Here is a 15,578-nt window from a genome sequence, read left to right as displayed (position 1 = left end):
TGAAACATCATTTTTTACGTAACCCAAGACTATCATGATGGCGATTTTTGCGGTAGCTGAACAAAAGTACATTCACCGACTCGAACAACAAAATAGTATGTCATTTCAACAAGAACTCGCCCAATGATCAGTCGATTGTAAATAGACTACTGCGCTATAAACCCTATATTCATTTGGTGTGTGAGAAATTGATAATGTCGATAAAAGTGTGGCCTATTAAAGAACGGCCAAGGGAAAAACTACTTTATTATGGCGCAGAATACTTAAGTGACGCTGAGTTGATTGCCGTTATGCTAGGTGCAGGTGTGGCAGGGAAAACCGCAGTAGGTTTGGCCAGAGATCTGTTAGAAAAAGTGGGATCGCTACGAGGTTTAGTCGTGGCAAACGAAGCCGAATTTACCGATGTAAATGGCCTCGGCGCTTGTAAATTTGCACAATTTCAAGCTGCCTTTGAGATATTTAGACGAAACTTAGAAATTCCACTTGCTCGACAAGACGTATTTAATAATGTGGATGATACGAAGCGTTACTTGCAAGCAAAACTACGAGACTGTCAGCAAGAAAAATTCCTGCTGTTAATGTTAGACAGTCAGCACCAACTTATTGCTTGTAGAACCATGTTTACCGGAACAATTAATAGTGCGGCGGTGTATCCTCGAGAACTTTTAAAGCAAGTGATCAAAGATAATGCAGCGGCCGTGATCTTAGTTCACAATCACCCCTCAGGCGTTGCTGAACCGAGTCAGGCAGATATTAGGCTGACCGGGGAGATCCAAAATGCGATGGGAATGATCGATGTTTCTGTTTTAGATCATTTTGTGGTCGGAGACACGGAAACGGTTTCATTTGCCCAGCGAGGCCTGTTAATATAGATTTTGTTAGTCATTCATCGAATATAATCTAGTCAAATCGTTGAAAATGATTTAGCATATCAATCTAATGGGTAAATTTTCTGAAAGGACTAATATGAAAAAGTCAATTATTGCATTGTTCGCAGCAGCTGCTATGTCTGCTGGTGTTAGCGCTCAAGATGCCGAAGGCGGAGCTGGAACTACAGGACTTGGCGCTGTAACTGCTCCAGTTGTAGCGACTGCTGCTGTTGTTGCTGGCGTTGTTGCTGGTGTGGTTTCTAACAATTCATCAACAGCTGTTGATGATGAAGGTACAGCTACTTGTGAAGGCGATGATCCATTAGTAGATGGCGTTTGTGTTGGTACTACTAACACAGTTACAGTTACAGGTACTGCAACTGCAACCTCTACTATCACGGTTCCAGTGACATTTACTTACGCACCGACCGTACAGTAATAATAAATAGTTTCGAAAAAGCCGCTTTCATTAGCGGCTTTTTTATTTATACCAAGAAAGTGTTCTTATTACTAAATAACAGTTGTCGAAATTTTCAATGAAAACATCCCTATTACTGATATCTATCAGCCTATTATCTCTTTTTGTCTCTGGGTGTTCCTCCACCATTAATGCCTATATTAAAACTGTTAGTCTTGCCCTTGAGGATCGCACCGTTTCCTACACAGTAGATGAAATAGCGGCAAGCAAAGCAGACTTATTACAGATAAAAGCGGGTGGGCGTGATGCTGCTTCACTTGCCCTTGCCTATATTGATGGTGATAAATACCGTTGGGTATCAGGCGATAAGGTTATCTTCACTATGCATCATGGCGTGATTGTTCGCACTGAAGGGCTAGATAATGAGTTGTACTATACGGGAAATTTAAAGCATAACCCCTTGGCCAGCAACGATGTTTTAGCCTACTCGTGGCAAAGAAAACTCGACTTAGAAAATGTAGGTTACGGGTTACCTGTTAGCTCTACATGGCGAGTGCACGGTGAGGAAAGCCAAACCTATCTAGATACCATTTTTACGGTCACTAAAATAACGGAAAGTGTTATTTTTCCAGAAACCACGCCTTATATCGACACCCATTTGGAATGGGAAAATACTTACTATCTTGACGCAAAATCGAAACAGCTTTTAGCCTCTACGCAAAAGTTAAGCCCACAAGGTGATGTCTACGACATGGTGTATTTAAGTCGAGTAGTGCGTTTAATGAAAAGTAAGGAGCAGTAAATAAAATGAGAGTTTTTATTACCTTACTAATGAGCTTTTGGCTTTTGCTATTTTCCGCGTCTGTATCTGCCCAAGTGACTATCATAATTAATAAGCAATCTTACGAGTTCGCGCAGCCCATTAGGCTTAACAGTGTATTGTCAATTGTGGCTGAATCTGGTGATTGGTATTGGCCAACATCAGGCATATATAACTTAAATGATGCTTATGCTGAGCGCGAAAAAGACGCTGTTTTATCAGAAATTCGTATGGTATTGAAAGATTACAATGCGAACAGCGATACATACCGCGCATTAGAAAACCTGTATCAGCAAGTCTCTTCATGGACAGTATCTACGCGTATTATCACGCCAATATCCTATAACCGTGCACGTTTGAATGCAGAAGAAAATCCTATGTTTCAACCTGGACGATATTTGCTTCGCATTAGTCCTCGTCCATCAGTTATACACTTTTCTGGGTTAGTTATTAAACCTGGTGCTTACAGACACGGTAATGATCTTTCTATTTTTTCTACTGCAAAGTCAGTCACTAAAGCCACAGACGCTGATAAAAGCCATGTTTTCGTGATTACCCCAATGGGCGAGATAGAGAAACGTGGTATTGCTTACTGGAATATAGATTACTCACAATTAATGCCAGGAAGCCAAATTTATGTACCCATCACGGGACAGATATTCAGTTCAACCTTGGATGCACTCAATACCCGCATCGCAAATTTAGCAGTACATAGGATCCTTCCTCAATGAGCGCTTTTCCTTATAAGAAAACATCGTTAGCACTCATCATTAGTGCATCAGCCTGTCCCGTCTTGGCTGATACAGATACCGTTGATACCGAGTTCCGGGTTACCCCTTCGCAAATGGTACAAGGTGGGAACGGGCTTATCCAAACCCCTACAGCGCGTATGCGTGAAGAAGGGGGATTTGCAATAAATTATACCGACAATGGTGAATATCGCTTTTGGTCAGTCAACCTACAATTATTCGATTGGATGGAAGCTACGGCTCGCTATACTGACGTGCGAACGCAGTTTTATAGCGATGTTGAGTCGTTTAGTGGTGACCAAACCCTTAAAGATAAAGGCTTAGATGTAAAATTTAGGTTGTGGAAAGAAGGCTATTATACGCCAGATATTTCCGTTGGTTTTCGCGATTTTGGTGGTACAGGCTTCTTCGAAAGCGAGTATATTAACGCCAGTAAATCATTTGGACCTTTTGATGTTCACTTAGGCTTAGGTTGGGGCTACTTAGGCACGGCAGACGATATTACTAACCCGCTTTGTGAGTTTAGAGACAGTTACTGTGATCGACCCGCGGGGTTTTCTGGGCGCGGTGGAAAAGTTGATTACGACCAATTTTTCAAGGGAACGACGGCCTTTTTTGGTGGTATCGAATATCAAACACCTTGGGAGCCATTAACCCTTAAACTTGAGTTTGAAGGTAACGATTATTCGTTGGATAGGGCTGGGGAATTAGAGCAAGATTCTCGTTGGAATGTGGGCGCGGTATATCGCTGGAAAGAATTTGATTTCAGTATGAATTATCAGCGCGGAAACACGTTTGGTTTTGGCGTAACGTATCGCTTCAACATGAACACCTTAAGCCAAGCTAAGTACGATAAACCACCCAAAACTTTAATGGCTAGGCAAGTACCTGACACTATCGACAACGTTGATAAATCTAGATTGTACAATACCTTGTATCGCTCAGCCGGATTTGCCCTCTCTGATGCCAGTATTGAAGAAGATAAAGCTGTATTTTATGGTACCCAGTTCGCTTACCGCGACCAAGATGAAGCGATTGAGCGGATAGGGCGCATTGTTGCCTCAGAACTTCCAGATTCAGTGACGAAATATCACATTGTTGAAAATAGCGGTGGTCAGCCCATGGTTGATACCACAATTGATGCTGAACCGTTTATTGCGGCAGCACGCTATGAGTCGATAGATGCGGACATCACCACGTCATACGCACGTACTACACCTTCCAAAGAGATGATGGATGCTTATGAGCCTACGAACACCCATGGGCTGTTCTATAACGCTAACTTCTTCTGGACGCAATCATTCGGTAATCCTGAAGACTTCTATTTATATCAAACAGGTCTAATTTTGAATGCAGGATATGCGTTTAATAATAAGCTATCTGTTATGGGCAGTGCGCGGGTAACCTTATTAGATAACTTTGATAAATTTAACTTTTTGGTTGATAACGAAGAAACTGCATTACCGCGAGTAAGAACGCGGGTACGAGAGTATGTGTCTGAGAATAAAGTGGGCATGGATACCGCCTTCATTCACTATAAAGACAATATTAGTGAGAACGTATTTGGGCAGGTATACGCGGGTTATCTAGAAACTATGTTTGCAGGTGTCGGTGGTGAGATTTTATATCGTCCTGTTGATAGCCGATTGGCATATGGGGTTGACATAAACTATGTGCAGCAGCGGGACCCCTACAACCAATATTCAACCTTAGATTATGACGCTATCACCGGCCATGCCAGCGTGTATTGGCAACCTGAAATGCTGAAAGGTACGCAATTAACCGTTAGTGCTGGGCAATTTTTAGCAAAAGACAAAGGCGTGAATATCGATTTCGCAAAACGTTTCGATAGTGGGATTGTTGTGGGGGCTTATGCGGCTTTCACCGATGTCTCATCTGAAGAATATGGGGAAGGTAGCTTTACCAAAGGTTTCTATATCTCAATTCCTTCAGACTTATTCTTGCTGCAACCTTCGAAAGGTCGAGGAACATTCCCATGGGTGCCGATCTCTCGTGATGGTGGCCAGGTGTTAAGACGTCCCGTGCGTCTTATCGATTCTACGGCAGTACGCTCACCGTTTTACGACTAGCGGGTTTGGTAAGCACGGAATAACAGCAATTCCGTGCTTACTCGTTACTATCCTTTATTATTTCAATAATTTCAGTGGTTGAAATAGAGGGAGTTCGGGGTAGATAAACCACATCGCATATATCCTTAAACTCATCAAACTTACCGTGCCAGTCATCTCCCATGACCAGCACGTCCGCTTGGTGTTGAATGATATAGTCGCGTTTCTTTTCTAGAGATTCTTCTGTGAAAATTTTGTCGACAAAGCGCAGGGATGCAAGTAATTCCTCTCTGCTGTGGTAGGGGTAAATAGGATTTCGCCCTTTTTTGCTCAAATTGAGTTCATCTGAAGAAAGGCCCACTATGAGAGCATCACCTTCTGCGCGAGCACGTTTAAGTATTCTTATGTGACCTATGTGCAGTACATCAAATGTTCCGAAGGTTATAACGCGTCTCAAAATACCACCTGATTATTGTGTTGTAAGATATTCGGCAATGCGGTTGCTGCATTGACCATCAGTAATGCCTACCATTTCTTGCGTGATTTTTTTACGATTTGCGCTTAATTCCATCGGTTGTTTTAAACACTCTTCTATTAACATATTCGCTTGAAAAGCATTGTTAGCTCGATGGGAAATCTCGTTAAATAATGCGATATCAGGATCGAGTCGTTTCTTTAATCTGAAATTGAAGAGACCTGAATAATTCCAGCGTGTATGAAAAAAGTCGCACCATACGATAGGACGATCGATAGAAGCAAATTCAAAAATGGCGGATGATGCATCAGAAAGCATAATATCAGCGACCTGCATGAACGGCAGTAGATCAAAGTCTTTTGCATTTGCCAGATACACATTTTCATAACTTTCCCAGGCTTCAACTCTTTGTTTTTGAGACTTATATTTAGGTTTTGTCAGGCTAAAAAAATGAGGTTTAACAATAATATTTACATTGCTCAATGTTTCAGGCCAGTTTGGGGGAAAGCACTCGATACTTGATGGGAAAAAGGTGGGTGCATACAACACGGTCGGCTTATTTGAATCTAGCCCCAATGCTGACAAATCGAGTAATTGTTCAGTTGCATTAAATATTGGGTCGAGTTTCGCATAGCCTGAGTTTATAAAATGTCTATCGGGATACATTTTTTGTAACCGTTGAAGGCGGCTTTCCCCTTCAACAAATCTGACATCGAAGGGAAACTCAGACACATCGTAATAACAAGCTTTAGGCCCAATGCCGTGCAGCATAAGTGCAAGACGGGCATTAATATGCTTTTTTTGTTCCGCATTAAAATAAGGGCGATTTCCGAATACAATCCAGTCAGCGTTGCTTTTGGTGTAAAGAGAAAGCGTTTCAGTTTTATCTGAAATAAACTGAAACCGAAAGCCTTCTTTTTCTATGACTTCTTGTTTCAGAGCATCTAACCCAAGTTCTTGGTGTAGGACGAACTCGCATAAAATACCCGCTTTTAACAGCATACGAGCGACAGGTATATATTGCGGAATGTAGTAAAGGTGTTGCACATCAAAGAGGACTTTACCTAGCATTTGAAACGCTCCAACATCGCGGCGGCAAAGTTATTAAACAGGCGCACCGTCAATTATTATTATTTTTATTGCGTATAATCTGCGTTTAACGCAGTATAGCGCGCGTTCGTAAAACAGTAACAGAGTTTAAAGCGCGATGACTTTACACTTAAGTGTAATTTTTTAGCTCTTTTTAAAGATAATCGTCATTTTTGACTAAAAATGTGACAAAAATTGAGCTTTTTTCCTTTTCTTATTGAAATTGGGATCTGTTTGCTGTATAAAATGCGCCCTCTAATTTATAGTAATACGTCATTTGATCCAGTGACCTTTTGATAGGTGGAATCGATTGACGCGACAGTTATCGTTGTTCTGGAGACAAATCAATGTCAAGAGTATGTCAAGTAACAGGTAAGCGCCCTACGGTTGGTAATAACCGTTCGCACGCAAGAAACGCGACTCGTCGTCGTTTTTTACCAAACCTTCACTCTCACCGTTTTTGGGTTGAGAGCGAAAACCGTTTCGTTAAGCTACGTTTATCTGCTAAAGGTATGCGTATCATCGATAAAAATGGTATCGATTCAGTACTAACTGACATCCGTGCCCGTGGTGAGAAAATCTAAGGAAGCCTACAATGCGTGATAAAATTAAATTAGTTTCTTCAGCAGGTACAGGTTTCTTCTACACCACTGATAAGAACAAACGTAACATGCCTGGTAAAATGGAGATCAAAAAATTTGATCCTGTTGTACGTAAGCACGTTATGTTCAAAGAGGCCAAAATCAAGTAATAAACTTGCTTTTGTCTCCACGAAAACCCAGCCTTTGCTGGGTTTTTTGCTTTTACTAATATGAAAATATTGCCGCTGGAATATGTCAGTCTCAGGCATTACCATACAAACTATATTCGTTAAATAGGACTGCTGGTGGCAAGACTCTCACAACGCGCTATGAACAATGTGGTTATAGTTGCCATGTTGGTCATGATTGCGCTTTTCAATTTAGATAGTTTTCTGCCTAAACGAAGTGCTCCCGAATTAAGGCCGCTACTGCCACCTGACGCCTACGTACTTAAAATAGAGCATGCCAGTAACAAGTTAGAGAGAAACGGGCAGCAGTGGCGTCAAGTGTCCTCTGAAGGCGACTTACCAGTATCAGCACAGGATCAAATTGCAGCGTGGCAAGTTGCTCAGCTTAAAACCACGTCTTTGGTTGACGAAGCATTTCACTCAATTGAGCCCATAGTGGTGGTTATCTGGCTAGCAGGGCAAGCAAATGGCCATGTCTTTGCGTTTTATAACAATACGCAGCCGGTTACCGTAAAGTACAACGGCGTTTGGTACACCCTTGAAAATACTGAGCTGCATACGCTTCTTCCTTGGCTTAGTGAACCCGCTAGTTAATTAAGCGTATTAGCCTAATCATTGCTACCCGTAACCTATGACACTTAACCAATCTTCATTACAACGAATTAGATCACCCAAAGGTGGAGGGGAAAATGCCTGAGTTACCAGAAGTTGAAGTAAGCCGTTTAGGCGTTTCTCCTTATCTGCTAAACGAAACGATAGAAAATATCATTGTGCGTGAACGCAGAATGCGCTGGCCTATTCCCGAGGAAGTGGCGTTAGCTATCGATCAGAAGGTGACAGCCGTTAAGCGTAGAGCCAAATACCTCATGATCGAAACCGAAGCGGGCACGCTTATTTTGCATTTAGGTATGTCGGGTAAGTTGCGAGTCATTGATGCGTCTACACCTGTTGCGAAACACGATCATGTGGATATCGTAATGGCTTCGGGGAAATGCTTACGTTTTAACGACCCTAGACGTTTTGGGGCCTTCTTATGGCAACCCCCAGGGGAAGCGTTGAAATTACTTGCCAACCTTGGGCCAGAGCCATTAACTGACGATTTCGATGATACACGTTTGTTCACTCTGTCTAGAGGCAAAAAAAGTACGGTAAAAAACTTCATCATGGATAACGCTGTTGTGGTGGGCGTAGGGAATATTTATGCCAACGAAGCTTTATTTTTAGCGGGTATCGACCCAAGAAGAGAGGCGGGTAAAGTAAGCCGCGCCCGCTATAAGAACCTTACGCAAATTATTAAACAAGTATTAGCAAAAGCGATAGAACAAGGCGGCACAACGCTAAAAGATTTTGCACAAACCGATGGTAACCCTGGGTACTTTGCACAGCATTTAAATGTGTATGGAAGAAAAGGGGAACCATGTGAGGTATGCAAAACAGAAATACAAAGCAAGGTGATTGGCCAGCGAAATACATTCTTTTGTAAACAGTGTCAGCGCTAGTCAGTATAGACGCTAGATAGAACACACTGCGCTCAATAGGCAGGTTGAGACCAGTGTGTTTTACAATATTATTATTAAAGTGTTTTAGTCTTCGCGGCGCAGTCTATCTTGCAATGCTTGATCGACCACCGGATGGCAAAAACCACCTACTTTACCCCGATGCAGCGCCACTTCTTTTACTAACGTAGATGATATAAAAGAGTTTTCTTCTGCTGGTGTCAAAAACACACTTTCTAGTTTTGGATTCAAACGGCGATTCATGTTGGCTAGCTGAAATTCGTATTCGAAATCAGATACCGCACGTAATCCGCGAATAAGAATGGTGGCTTGTTGTTCATCGGCAAAATCTGCAAGTAAGCCTGTGAAACCCATCACTTCTACATTCGGTAAATCGGCGGTGACCTTGCGAATCATTTCCACTCTTTCATCAAGGGTGAATAAGGGTTGTTTGCTGGGGTTCGCGGCGATACCAACTATGACCCGAGAGAAAAGCTGTGATGCCCTTTCTATCAGGTCTGCGTGCCCATTGGTAATGGGATCAAAAGTGCCTGGATAAAGTGCTCGTGTATGCATGTTAATCTAATCTTTATTGTTGTAGGGCAACAGTATCGATAAATATGGGTAGATGCAATTGCAATTCAGCTGCTTCTATAGCCCGCTAAACAATACTGCCAGTCATCTTGAGTCCAGTAAAACTGGGTATTCAAGCCTTTTTCTTTATTCAACGAGCGTAACAAACGGGACAGGTTATCTTTCTTCCAATGGTGTCCGCGACGTTCATGACAGCGATCAAAATCTATCAACCAAATATTACGCTCATTATCCATCATAATATTTCTGATGTTCGCATCGTGATGATAAATCTGGCAGGCATGCATTTTAGCCAAAGCTTCGCCCACCGCATACCAATCATCTTTTGATAAGGGTTCTCGGGTAAGCATGTGATGCAAGTCTTGGCTTTCAGGAATATTCTGGGTAATAAGATCCCCACGATAAATAAAACCACGGCGATGAATACGGGCGCCAACCGGTACAGGCACGCGAAGGCCATGTTCTCGCATTTTAGTCAAAAGGCGAAACTCTTCAAACGGACGAGAACGCTCTACACCAAGAAAAAAATACTGATCACTAAGTAATTTCCCAACCAATCCGCCACGCTTAAAATGTCGTAGCACCCAATGCTGAGCATCATGGTCGATAAAAACAGTGGTACCACGGCCTTTGGCCTCACCGGTAATTTTATTTTGGAATAGCCAAAATTCATGACTGAACATATCTACGCTAGGTTCAGTCATGAGTTCATCGTTGTATAAGAAGTGATGCCCAGCACCTAAGTCTCGTCGTATTATCGCCATGACGCCCGTTACTTATGGTAAAATTTACCATTCTAATGAATTATTTCGGCATTTCAGCAACGAGAGAGCATTTGTGGGAAAAAAGATTTGCTTAATGCGTCTATCTGCTATTGGTGATGTCTGCCATGCAGCCGCTATGGTAACACGTATTCAAACCCATTGGCCGGACGCTGAGTTAACTTGGGTCATTGGCAAGGTAGAGTATCAGCTGGTTAAGCTAATGCCGAATGTGCGCTTTATCATTTTTGATAAAAAACAAGGCAAAGCCGCCGTTGAGAGCTTAAAAAATGCAGTGAAAGGTGAAACCTTCGACGCACTGCTTATGATGCAAGTTGCCCTGCGCGCGAACCTAGCCTCTAGAGTTATAAAGGCGAAGCGCAGAATTGGCTTCGACTGGGCCAGAAGCAAAGAGCTGCACTGGTTATTCGCTAACGAGCGAGTCGCGCCACGTCAATACTCTCACGTGCTTGATGGCTTTATGGATTTTGCCGATGCGCTAGGTGTACCAAAAGTCGATACGCCATCATGGAATATTCCTGTTAGCGAAGAAGATGAGCGTTGGGGTAGAAAGCAAGCCGAGGCATTAGGCGACTATGTTGTAATTGCGCCTGCTGCCAGCAAGGCAGAACGTAACTGGCTTCCTGAAAGGTACGCTGAAACTGCTGACTACTTATCACAACAAGGTAAATCAGTCATATTAGTCGGGGGGCCTGGTGAGCTCGATAAAACCACTGCCAATGCTATTTCAGCGTATAAGCCAAGTATAAAAGCAGACTTTACTGGCAAAACCAGTCTTCACCAATTATTGGTATTGCTAAAGCACGCGAGTTTAGTGCTTGCACCCGATACCGGTCCTGCTCACATGGCTACTACCGTAGGCACACCCGTTATTGGATTATATGCGCATTCGAACCCTATTCGCACGGGGCCGTATAACAGTATAGATAACACGGTTTCTGTGTACGATGCGTGTATTGAAAAGCAAAAAGGAAAAAAGTGGGAACAATTACCTTGGGGAATTCGCGCGAAGGGCGATAACTTGATGAAAGGTGTTACCACTGATGCGGTTTTTTCAAAAATTAAAGCAGTGCTTTAACGAATACGCACTATTTCTGGGAATTTCTTTTAACCATTATCTACACTTAGCTTACACGCGCCAATTTTTCTAAGACATGGAGAGCCCCCTTTGGTGATTATGCTCGCATTGATTAAGCGAATACGAGCTTTAACTAGCAATACCGAGTACTCGGCACTGGTGCTCAGCATGCTATTTTTAACTTGTAGTCCAGTTGCGCTCGCACAACAGGCCGTCGTGGTCGCCAATGAGTCAGTGGATACCACATCCCTTACTCAGTCAGAATTGCGCCAAATATTTACCGGCCACAAACAATACTGGCGCGACGGAGAAAAAATCCACGTTGTTGTGCTTGAAGATGTTCACACTCTACACAAAGCATTTTGTCGTGAAAACTTACAAATGTTTCCTTACCAACTCTCTCGCCTTTGGGACCAACTTACGTATTCTGGTCAAGGTGTTACACCTACACGGGTATCATCCCAAGAAGCCCTTCTTAAAATGGTAGAGAGTACTGCAGGCGCTATAGGGTATGCAGATATCGACAAAATAAAAAATGAACAAATTATTGAGGTGCGTGAACAATGAATAAGCAAGTGTTCGTATGGTTTCTACGCGCGGTTTTACTTGCGGCATCTAGCTCAATGGTCATGGCACAAGAAGAGCCTAAGTTTTCATGGCATGGGTATATAGCGCAAGGACTAACACAATCGATTGATGGCAATTTTATTACCGAAGATAATAATATTACTGGTGAGTTGTCTGAAGTAGGTATTAACGGCCATTACCGCTTGAGTAATAATTTATCAGTTGCCGGGCAGGTGGTTTATTTGGATGCGGGGAATAGGTTTGAAAAGGGGACAAGGTTAGATTATCTGTTTGTAGATTGGACTATGCCCGATGTGGCTGGGTGGCAAGCACAAGTACACATAGGCCGCTTCAAAAATACGCACTGGTTATATTCAGTAACTCGCGATGTTCCCCAAACGAGAGATACCACGCTTCTCCCTCAATCAGTTTACTTCGATGGCTTTCGTGATATCGCGTTAGGTAGTGACGGGCTTCAGGCAAAATTTAAGAAATACTCAACGGACAACATTTGGGAAGTAAATTGGAGTTACGGTCGTTCTCCATTGAATGACGCTCAAAGAGACTTCTTCCTAGGCGACGATGCCAAGGGGAGTATAGAGCAAGACTTTGTGCACCAAGCCAGCGCTTTTTGGCAACCGGCTAGTATGGCTTGGAGAGTTGGCGTAAGTTGGCTTGAGTCCGATTTCGGATATAAGGCAGCAGAAGTGGACAATCGATTAGACGGTGGCGCTAGCATTCGTAGATTAATGTTTTCTATGCAATATTTTAGCGAAAAATGGCAATTAAGTACCGAGCTAGTAAGAGAATTACAAGAATATGATGGCCTCTTTGCACCTGATTATGTCGATAGGCTAACCGGTGAAGGCGGTTTTGTTCAATTTAGGTACCTATTTAACAACCGTTTTAGCGGCCTTATTGGCTACGACACCTATGTGAACAACGACAATGATCCCAATGGGGATGCCCTTGAAATAAGTACTGGGGGCCTTGTTCCTTCTTACTTTGGTTATATGGATACAGTGACCGTTGGGGCAAGGTGGGATATCTCGCCTAGATGGCGTTTACAGGCCGAGCATCATTGGGTTGACGGAGCCGCAAGAGTCGTGAGCTTACTCGACCCTAGTATAAGAGATCATTCGCAGGAACACTGGCGTATGTGGTCTGTACAGCTGATGTACTGGTTCTAGGTTAACTCATGAAAGTGGAGATGTCCTTTACCACTAAAACCATCATTATGTTGATGGCGATGGTGCTAACCGTCACAGTGGTCATTTCTATGGTGCTGATTCGAGAGTCTGATTCAAGCCTGGTTTTTCAGCAGCAAGAAGAGCAACTAAAAAACCAGCGTCGACTTCAGCTTTTTGAAGATATTCTGCATAACCGTATGGTGTTATGGGTAGACATGTTTAGCCACATCGAAATGGCGAAGCATCAAGATTTAGATTATTTTTATGAAAAACTTCAGCGAAATCAGGAATACCTGATGCTGAACTTTCATGTGGAACAGTTGTATCTGTTTGACCAAGACGGCGTAGTAGGAGAGCAGCCAGCCCCCGTCAGTGATTTTGTTCTAAAATTGGTGCGTAGCACGCAGCAGTCTCTTAGCAGTAGAGCGTTAATTCGCTGCGAGGGTGTATGCACACATTATTTATCAGTGCCTATTATGACCGATGACGAGGTGGTTCCTGTCGTTATTTTGTCTGCTTCATTGCGTGAACTTTTGTCGTTGTTTAATCGCTCTACCGACGCTCATAAGGTTGTGATGGTTCAGCATAAACAAGGCACTGAAAATGAACCCGCCTTAACGCTGTCCAGCCAGCTTTCACAATCTAACCAAGATTATTTAGCCGAGCTCATTGCCGCCTTCCCTAAAGATTGGAGTGTAGAAAAGTTAGTGGTTAAAGGGCTTCGGGTGTCGTTTCAAGGAAAAGAACTATCGGTCAGTTTATTGGCCTTCCCCCACAGCTTAACAGAGCAGCCTTACCTCATGGTTGTGCAAGATATTTCTGCATTAGTACATCAAAAAGAGCAGTACGAACTACTGGTTATAATCAGTGCGATTGTGCTGTTTATCGTGTTCTCATTGCTTCTAAGGCTCTTTCTTAATCAATACCGCTTGAGGCTATTAGGTATAAGTGAACGTTTGCCTATGCTTGCCGACCACAAATTTATCGAATACCGCAAACTGGTTGAAAAAAAGCAGCACGCATCGCTTTGGCGATTAAACGACGAACTTGATGTGGTAGAGGATGCCGCCAATGCACTGGCAAAACAGTTGGAAGATTTCGATGGCCAAATGGCGGTGAATACTGCCAAGCTTGAAAAAATGGCTATGTTTGATGTGCTTACCGGCCTGCCAAATCGGAATATGCTGACCTTTCAGATTGAAAACCAACTTGCCCACTCCGCGCGAGACGATAGGTTGGTTGCACTGATGTTCATGGACTTAGACGACTTTAAAAAAGTCAACGACAGCTATGGTCATGACGTGGGGGATAAGCTTTTAAAAGCAGCCGCTATGCGGATATCACGACCTATCAGGGAAACCGATATTGCGTCACGATTTGGTGGTGATGAGTTCGTTGTATTGTTATCTAGCATCGAAAACAAAGAACAAGTGGAACACGTTGCGAAGAAAATTATTGAAGAATTCGACCAGCCCATTGAAGTGGATGGCATGCAATTCTACGTCTCTATCAGTATAGGTGTAGCCGTGAGCCGCCATGCCAGAGCTACGCCAGTGGAGCTATTGCGGCATGCCGATATTGCTATGTACGAAGCAAAATCGAAAAAAGGCGCGAGCTTTAGAGTTTACGATGCCACCATGAACCTGAAGGTAATGAAAAAGGTTGAACTTGAAGCCGAAGCGCGGGTGGCCCTAAGGGAAAGTCAGTTTAGTTTAGCCTTGCAGCCACAAATCGACCTGCGAACCAATGAGTTAATAGGGTTCGAAGCACTGCTTCGTTGGTATCACCCTGTTAAGGGCACCATATCACCGGCAGAGTTTATTCCTTCGCTTGAAAATACCTCTTTCATGCTAGAGCTTGATTACTGGGTGATAGCCAAGGCTACCTACCTCATTAGAGAGCTTAACGCGAACGGTTACCCGAATGTGAAGTTAGCGATTAACCTCTCTGCGGGGCAGTTTCTCGATCCCAGTCTTCCTGATTTTTTACAGCAACAAATTATTCGCAATGATATTTCGCCATCCCAAGTATGTTTGGAATTAACTGAAACGGTATTGGTCACCGATATTGAGCGGGCAACCTCTATTATGCGTACTATTAGAGATATGGGGTGTACACTGGCCATTGATGATTTTGGAACGGGCTATTCGTCACTCAGTTACTTAAAATCACTACCTGCAGACTTCATAAAAATCGACCGTTCATTCGTTGCCAATATCATCGAGAATGCTGACGATAGAAACATCGTGCATTCCACTATTGCCATGGTGCGAAAAATGGGGTTAATTGTGGTAGCTGAAGGTATTGAAACAGCAGAGCAATTTGAAATGCTATGTCACTTTGATTGTCAGATGGGGCAGGGGTACTTAATTAGTCGGCCTATTCCAGAGCCAGATATTTGGACTACCCTAAGCAAAAACGTACACTTGGGCATATGGGACAGCACGCAATCTAACGAGTAAGGCCTACTAGCCTGCTAGATTTGTTAGCTATAGCTAACAAGTGTACGAAAAAGTTTACGGCTGCGAGTTTTAATACTGTTAAAACGCCCCCTTTCTTGTGTAAGCTTTCTATCGCTTTCTTTAAAATACATTTTTTTAATTTCGGAGTCTG

The 15,578-nt window shown here is 43.0% G+C and carries 17 protein-coding genes; 13 read left to right on the top strand and 4 right to left on the bottom strand.

Annotation, left to right across the window (positions count from 1 at the left end):
• The first annotated feature begins 194 nt into the window (after positions 1–194).
• The 5 genes from radC (at position 195) to KYS23_RS19120 (ending at position 4,946) form a co-directional block, all read left to right on the top strand.
• Positions 195–872: a RadC family protein gene (gene radC / locus KYS23_RS19140; RefSeq protein ID WP_159527893.1), complete on the top strand. Its 678-nt coding sequence runs from the start codon at positions 195–197 to the stop codon at positions 870–872.
• Between the two features lie 94 nt (positions 873–966).
• Positions 967–1,308 carry a hypothetical protein gene (locus tag KYS23_RS19135; protein ID WP_159527894.1) on the top strand — a complete coding sequence of 114 codons (342 nt, stop codon included), beginning with the start codon at positions 967–969 and terminating at the stop codon, positions 1,306–1,308.
• 97 nt (positions 1,309–1,405) lie between these two features.
• Positions 1,406–2,089: a YjbF family lipoprotein gene (locus tag KYS23_RS19130; protein ID WP_218419815.1), complete on the top strand. Its 684-nt coding sequence runs from the start codon at positions 1,406–1,408 to the stop codon at positions 2,087–2,089.
• 5 nt (positions 2,090–2,094) lie between these two features.
• Complete coding sequence (locus KYS23_RS19125; protein WP_159527896.1) at positions 2,095–2,838, top strand: capsule biosynthesis GfcC family protein; 744 nt, start codon at positions 2,095–2,097, stop codon at positions 2,836–2,838.
• Entirely contained in the window at positions 2,835–4,946 is a 2,112-nt protein-coding gene (locus tag KYS23_RS19120; protein ID WP_159527897.1) for a YjbH domain-containing protein, read from the top strand. The genes KYS23_RS19125 and KYS23_RS19120 overlap by 4 nt, the downstream gene beginning before the upstream one ends.
• A 37-nt stretch (positions 4,947–4,983) precedes the next feature.
• Here the strand turns inward: KYS23_RS19120 and KYS23_RS19115 are convergent, their stop codons facing one another.
• Together KYS23_RS19115 and KYS23_RS19110 are read right to left on the bottom strand one after the other, a co-directional pair.
• Positions 4,984–5,382, bottom strand: a complete 399-nt coding sequence (locus tag KYS23_RS19115; protein ID WP_159527898.1) for an FAD synthase family protein — start codon at positions 5,380–5,382, stop codon at positions 4,984–4,986.
• Positions 5,383–5,394: 12 nt separating this feature from the next.
• Positions 5,395–6,471, bottom strand: a complete 1,077-nt coding sequence (locus KYS23_RS19110; RefSeq protein ID WP_159527899.1) for a CDP-glycerol glycerophosphotransferase family protein — start codon at positions 6,469–6,471, stop codon at positions 5,395–5,397.
• A gap of 365 nt (positions 6,472–6,836) precedes the next feature.
• On the opposite strand from KYS23_RS19110, the gene rpmB reads away from it, so the two are divergent.
• The 4 genes from rpmB to mutM all read left to right on the top strand — a co-directional run bounded on the left by rpmB (position 6,837) and on the right by mutM (position 8,757).
• Complete coding sequence (rpmB, locus tag KYS23_RS19105; protein ID WP_013786149.1) at positions 6,837–7,073, top strand: 50S ribosomal protein L28; 237 nt, start codon at positions 6,837–6,839, stop codon at positions 7,071–7,073.
• A gap of 11 nt (positions 7,074–7,084) precedes the next feature.
• Positions 7,085–7,240, top strand: a complete 156-nt coding sequence (gene rpmG, locus KYS23_RS19100) for a 50S ribosomal protein L33 (protein WP_013786148.1) — start codon at positions 7,085–7,087, stop codon at positions 7,238–7,240.
• Between the two features lie 135 nt (positions 7,241–7,375).
• Entirely contained in the window at positions 7,376–7,852 is a 477-nt protein-coding gene (locus tag KYS23_RS19095; RefSeq protein WP_309475350.1) for a hypothetical protein, read from the top strand.
• Between the two features lie 95 nt (positions 7,853–7,947).
• Positions 7,948–8,757: a bifunctional DNA-formamidopyrimidine glycosylase/DNA-(apurinic or apyrimidinic site) lyase gene (mutM, locus tag KYS23_RS19090; protein ID WP_159527900.1), complete on the top strand. Its 810-nt coding sequence runs from the start codon at positions 7,948–7,950 to the stop codon at positions 8,755–8,757.
• 84 nt (positions 8,758–8,841) lie between these two features.
• Here mutM and coaD read toward each other — a convergent pair whose 3' ends face one another.
• Together coaD and KYS23_RS19080 are read right to left on the bottom strand one after the other, a co-directional pair.
• Positions 8,842–9,330 (bottom strand): pantetheine-phosphate adenylyltransferase, encoded by a 489-nt coding sequence (coaD, locus tag KYS23_RS19085; protein WP_159527901.1) that lies wholly within the window; start codon positions 9,328–9,330, stop codon positions 8,842–8,844.
• 65 nt (positions 9,331–9,395) lie between these two features.
• Entirely contained in the window at positions 9,396–10,112 is a 717-nt protein-coding gene (locus tag KYS23_RS19080; RefSeq protein WP_218419813.1) for a 3-deoxy-D-manno-octulosonic acid kinase, read from the bottom strand.
• A gap of 94 nt (positions 10,113–10,206) precedes the next feature.
• Here KYS23_RS19080 and KYS23_RS19075 point away from each other — a divergent pair, with 94 nt between their 5' ends.
• From KYS23_RS19075 to KYS23_RS19060, 4 genes are all read left to right on the top strand, one after another.
• Positions 10,207–11,208, top strand: coding sequence for a glycosyltransferase family 9 protein (locus tag KYS23_RS19075; protein WP_049791843.1), 1,002 nt, complete (start codon positions 10,207–10,209; stop codon positions 11,206–11,208).
• Between the two features lie 168 nt (positions 11,209–11,376).
• A complete protein-coding gene (locus tag KYS23_RS19070) occupies positions 11,377–11,775 on the top strand; it encodes a substrate-binding domain-containing protein (RefSeq protein ID WP_232370547.1) in 399 nt (132 codons plus the stop codon).
• Positions 11,772–12,965 (top strand): hypothetical protein, encoded by a 1,194-nt coding sequence (locus KYS23_RS19065; RefSeq protein ID WP_218419808.1) that lies wholly within the window; start codon positions 11,772–11,774, stop codon positions 12,963–12,965. Before KYS23_RS19070 ends, KYS23_RS19065 begins: the two co-directional genes overlap by 4 nt.
• An 8-nt stretch (positions 12,966–12,973) precedes the next feature.
• On the top strand, positions 12,974–15,427 hold the full coding sequence (locus KYS23_RS19060) for a bifunctional diguanylate cyclase/phosphodiesterase (protein ID WP_159527904.1): 2,454 nt from the start codon (positions 12,974–12,976) through the stop codon (positions 15,425–15,427).
• Positions 15,428–15,578: the final 151 nt, after the last annotated feature.

The organism is Alteromonas lipotrueae (genome assembly GCF_019249255.1).
Taxonomy (GTDB): Bacteria; Pseudomonadota; Gammaproteobacteria; order Enterobacterales; family Alteromonadaceae; genus Alteromonas; species Alteromonas lipotrueae.
Note: the sequence above shows the minus strand (reverse complement) of the source record. Positions and strands in the feature narration are given on the sequence as shown.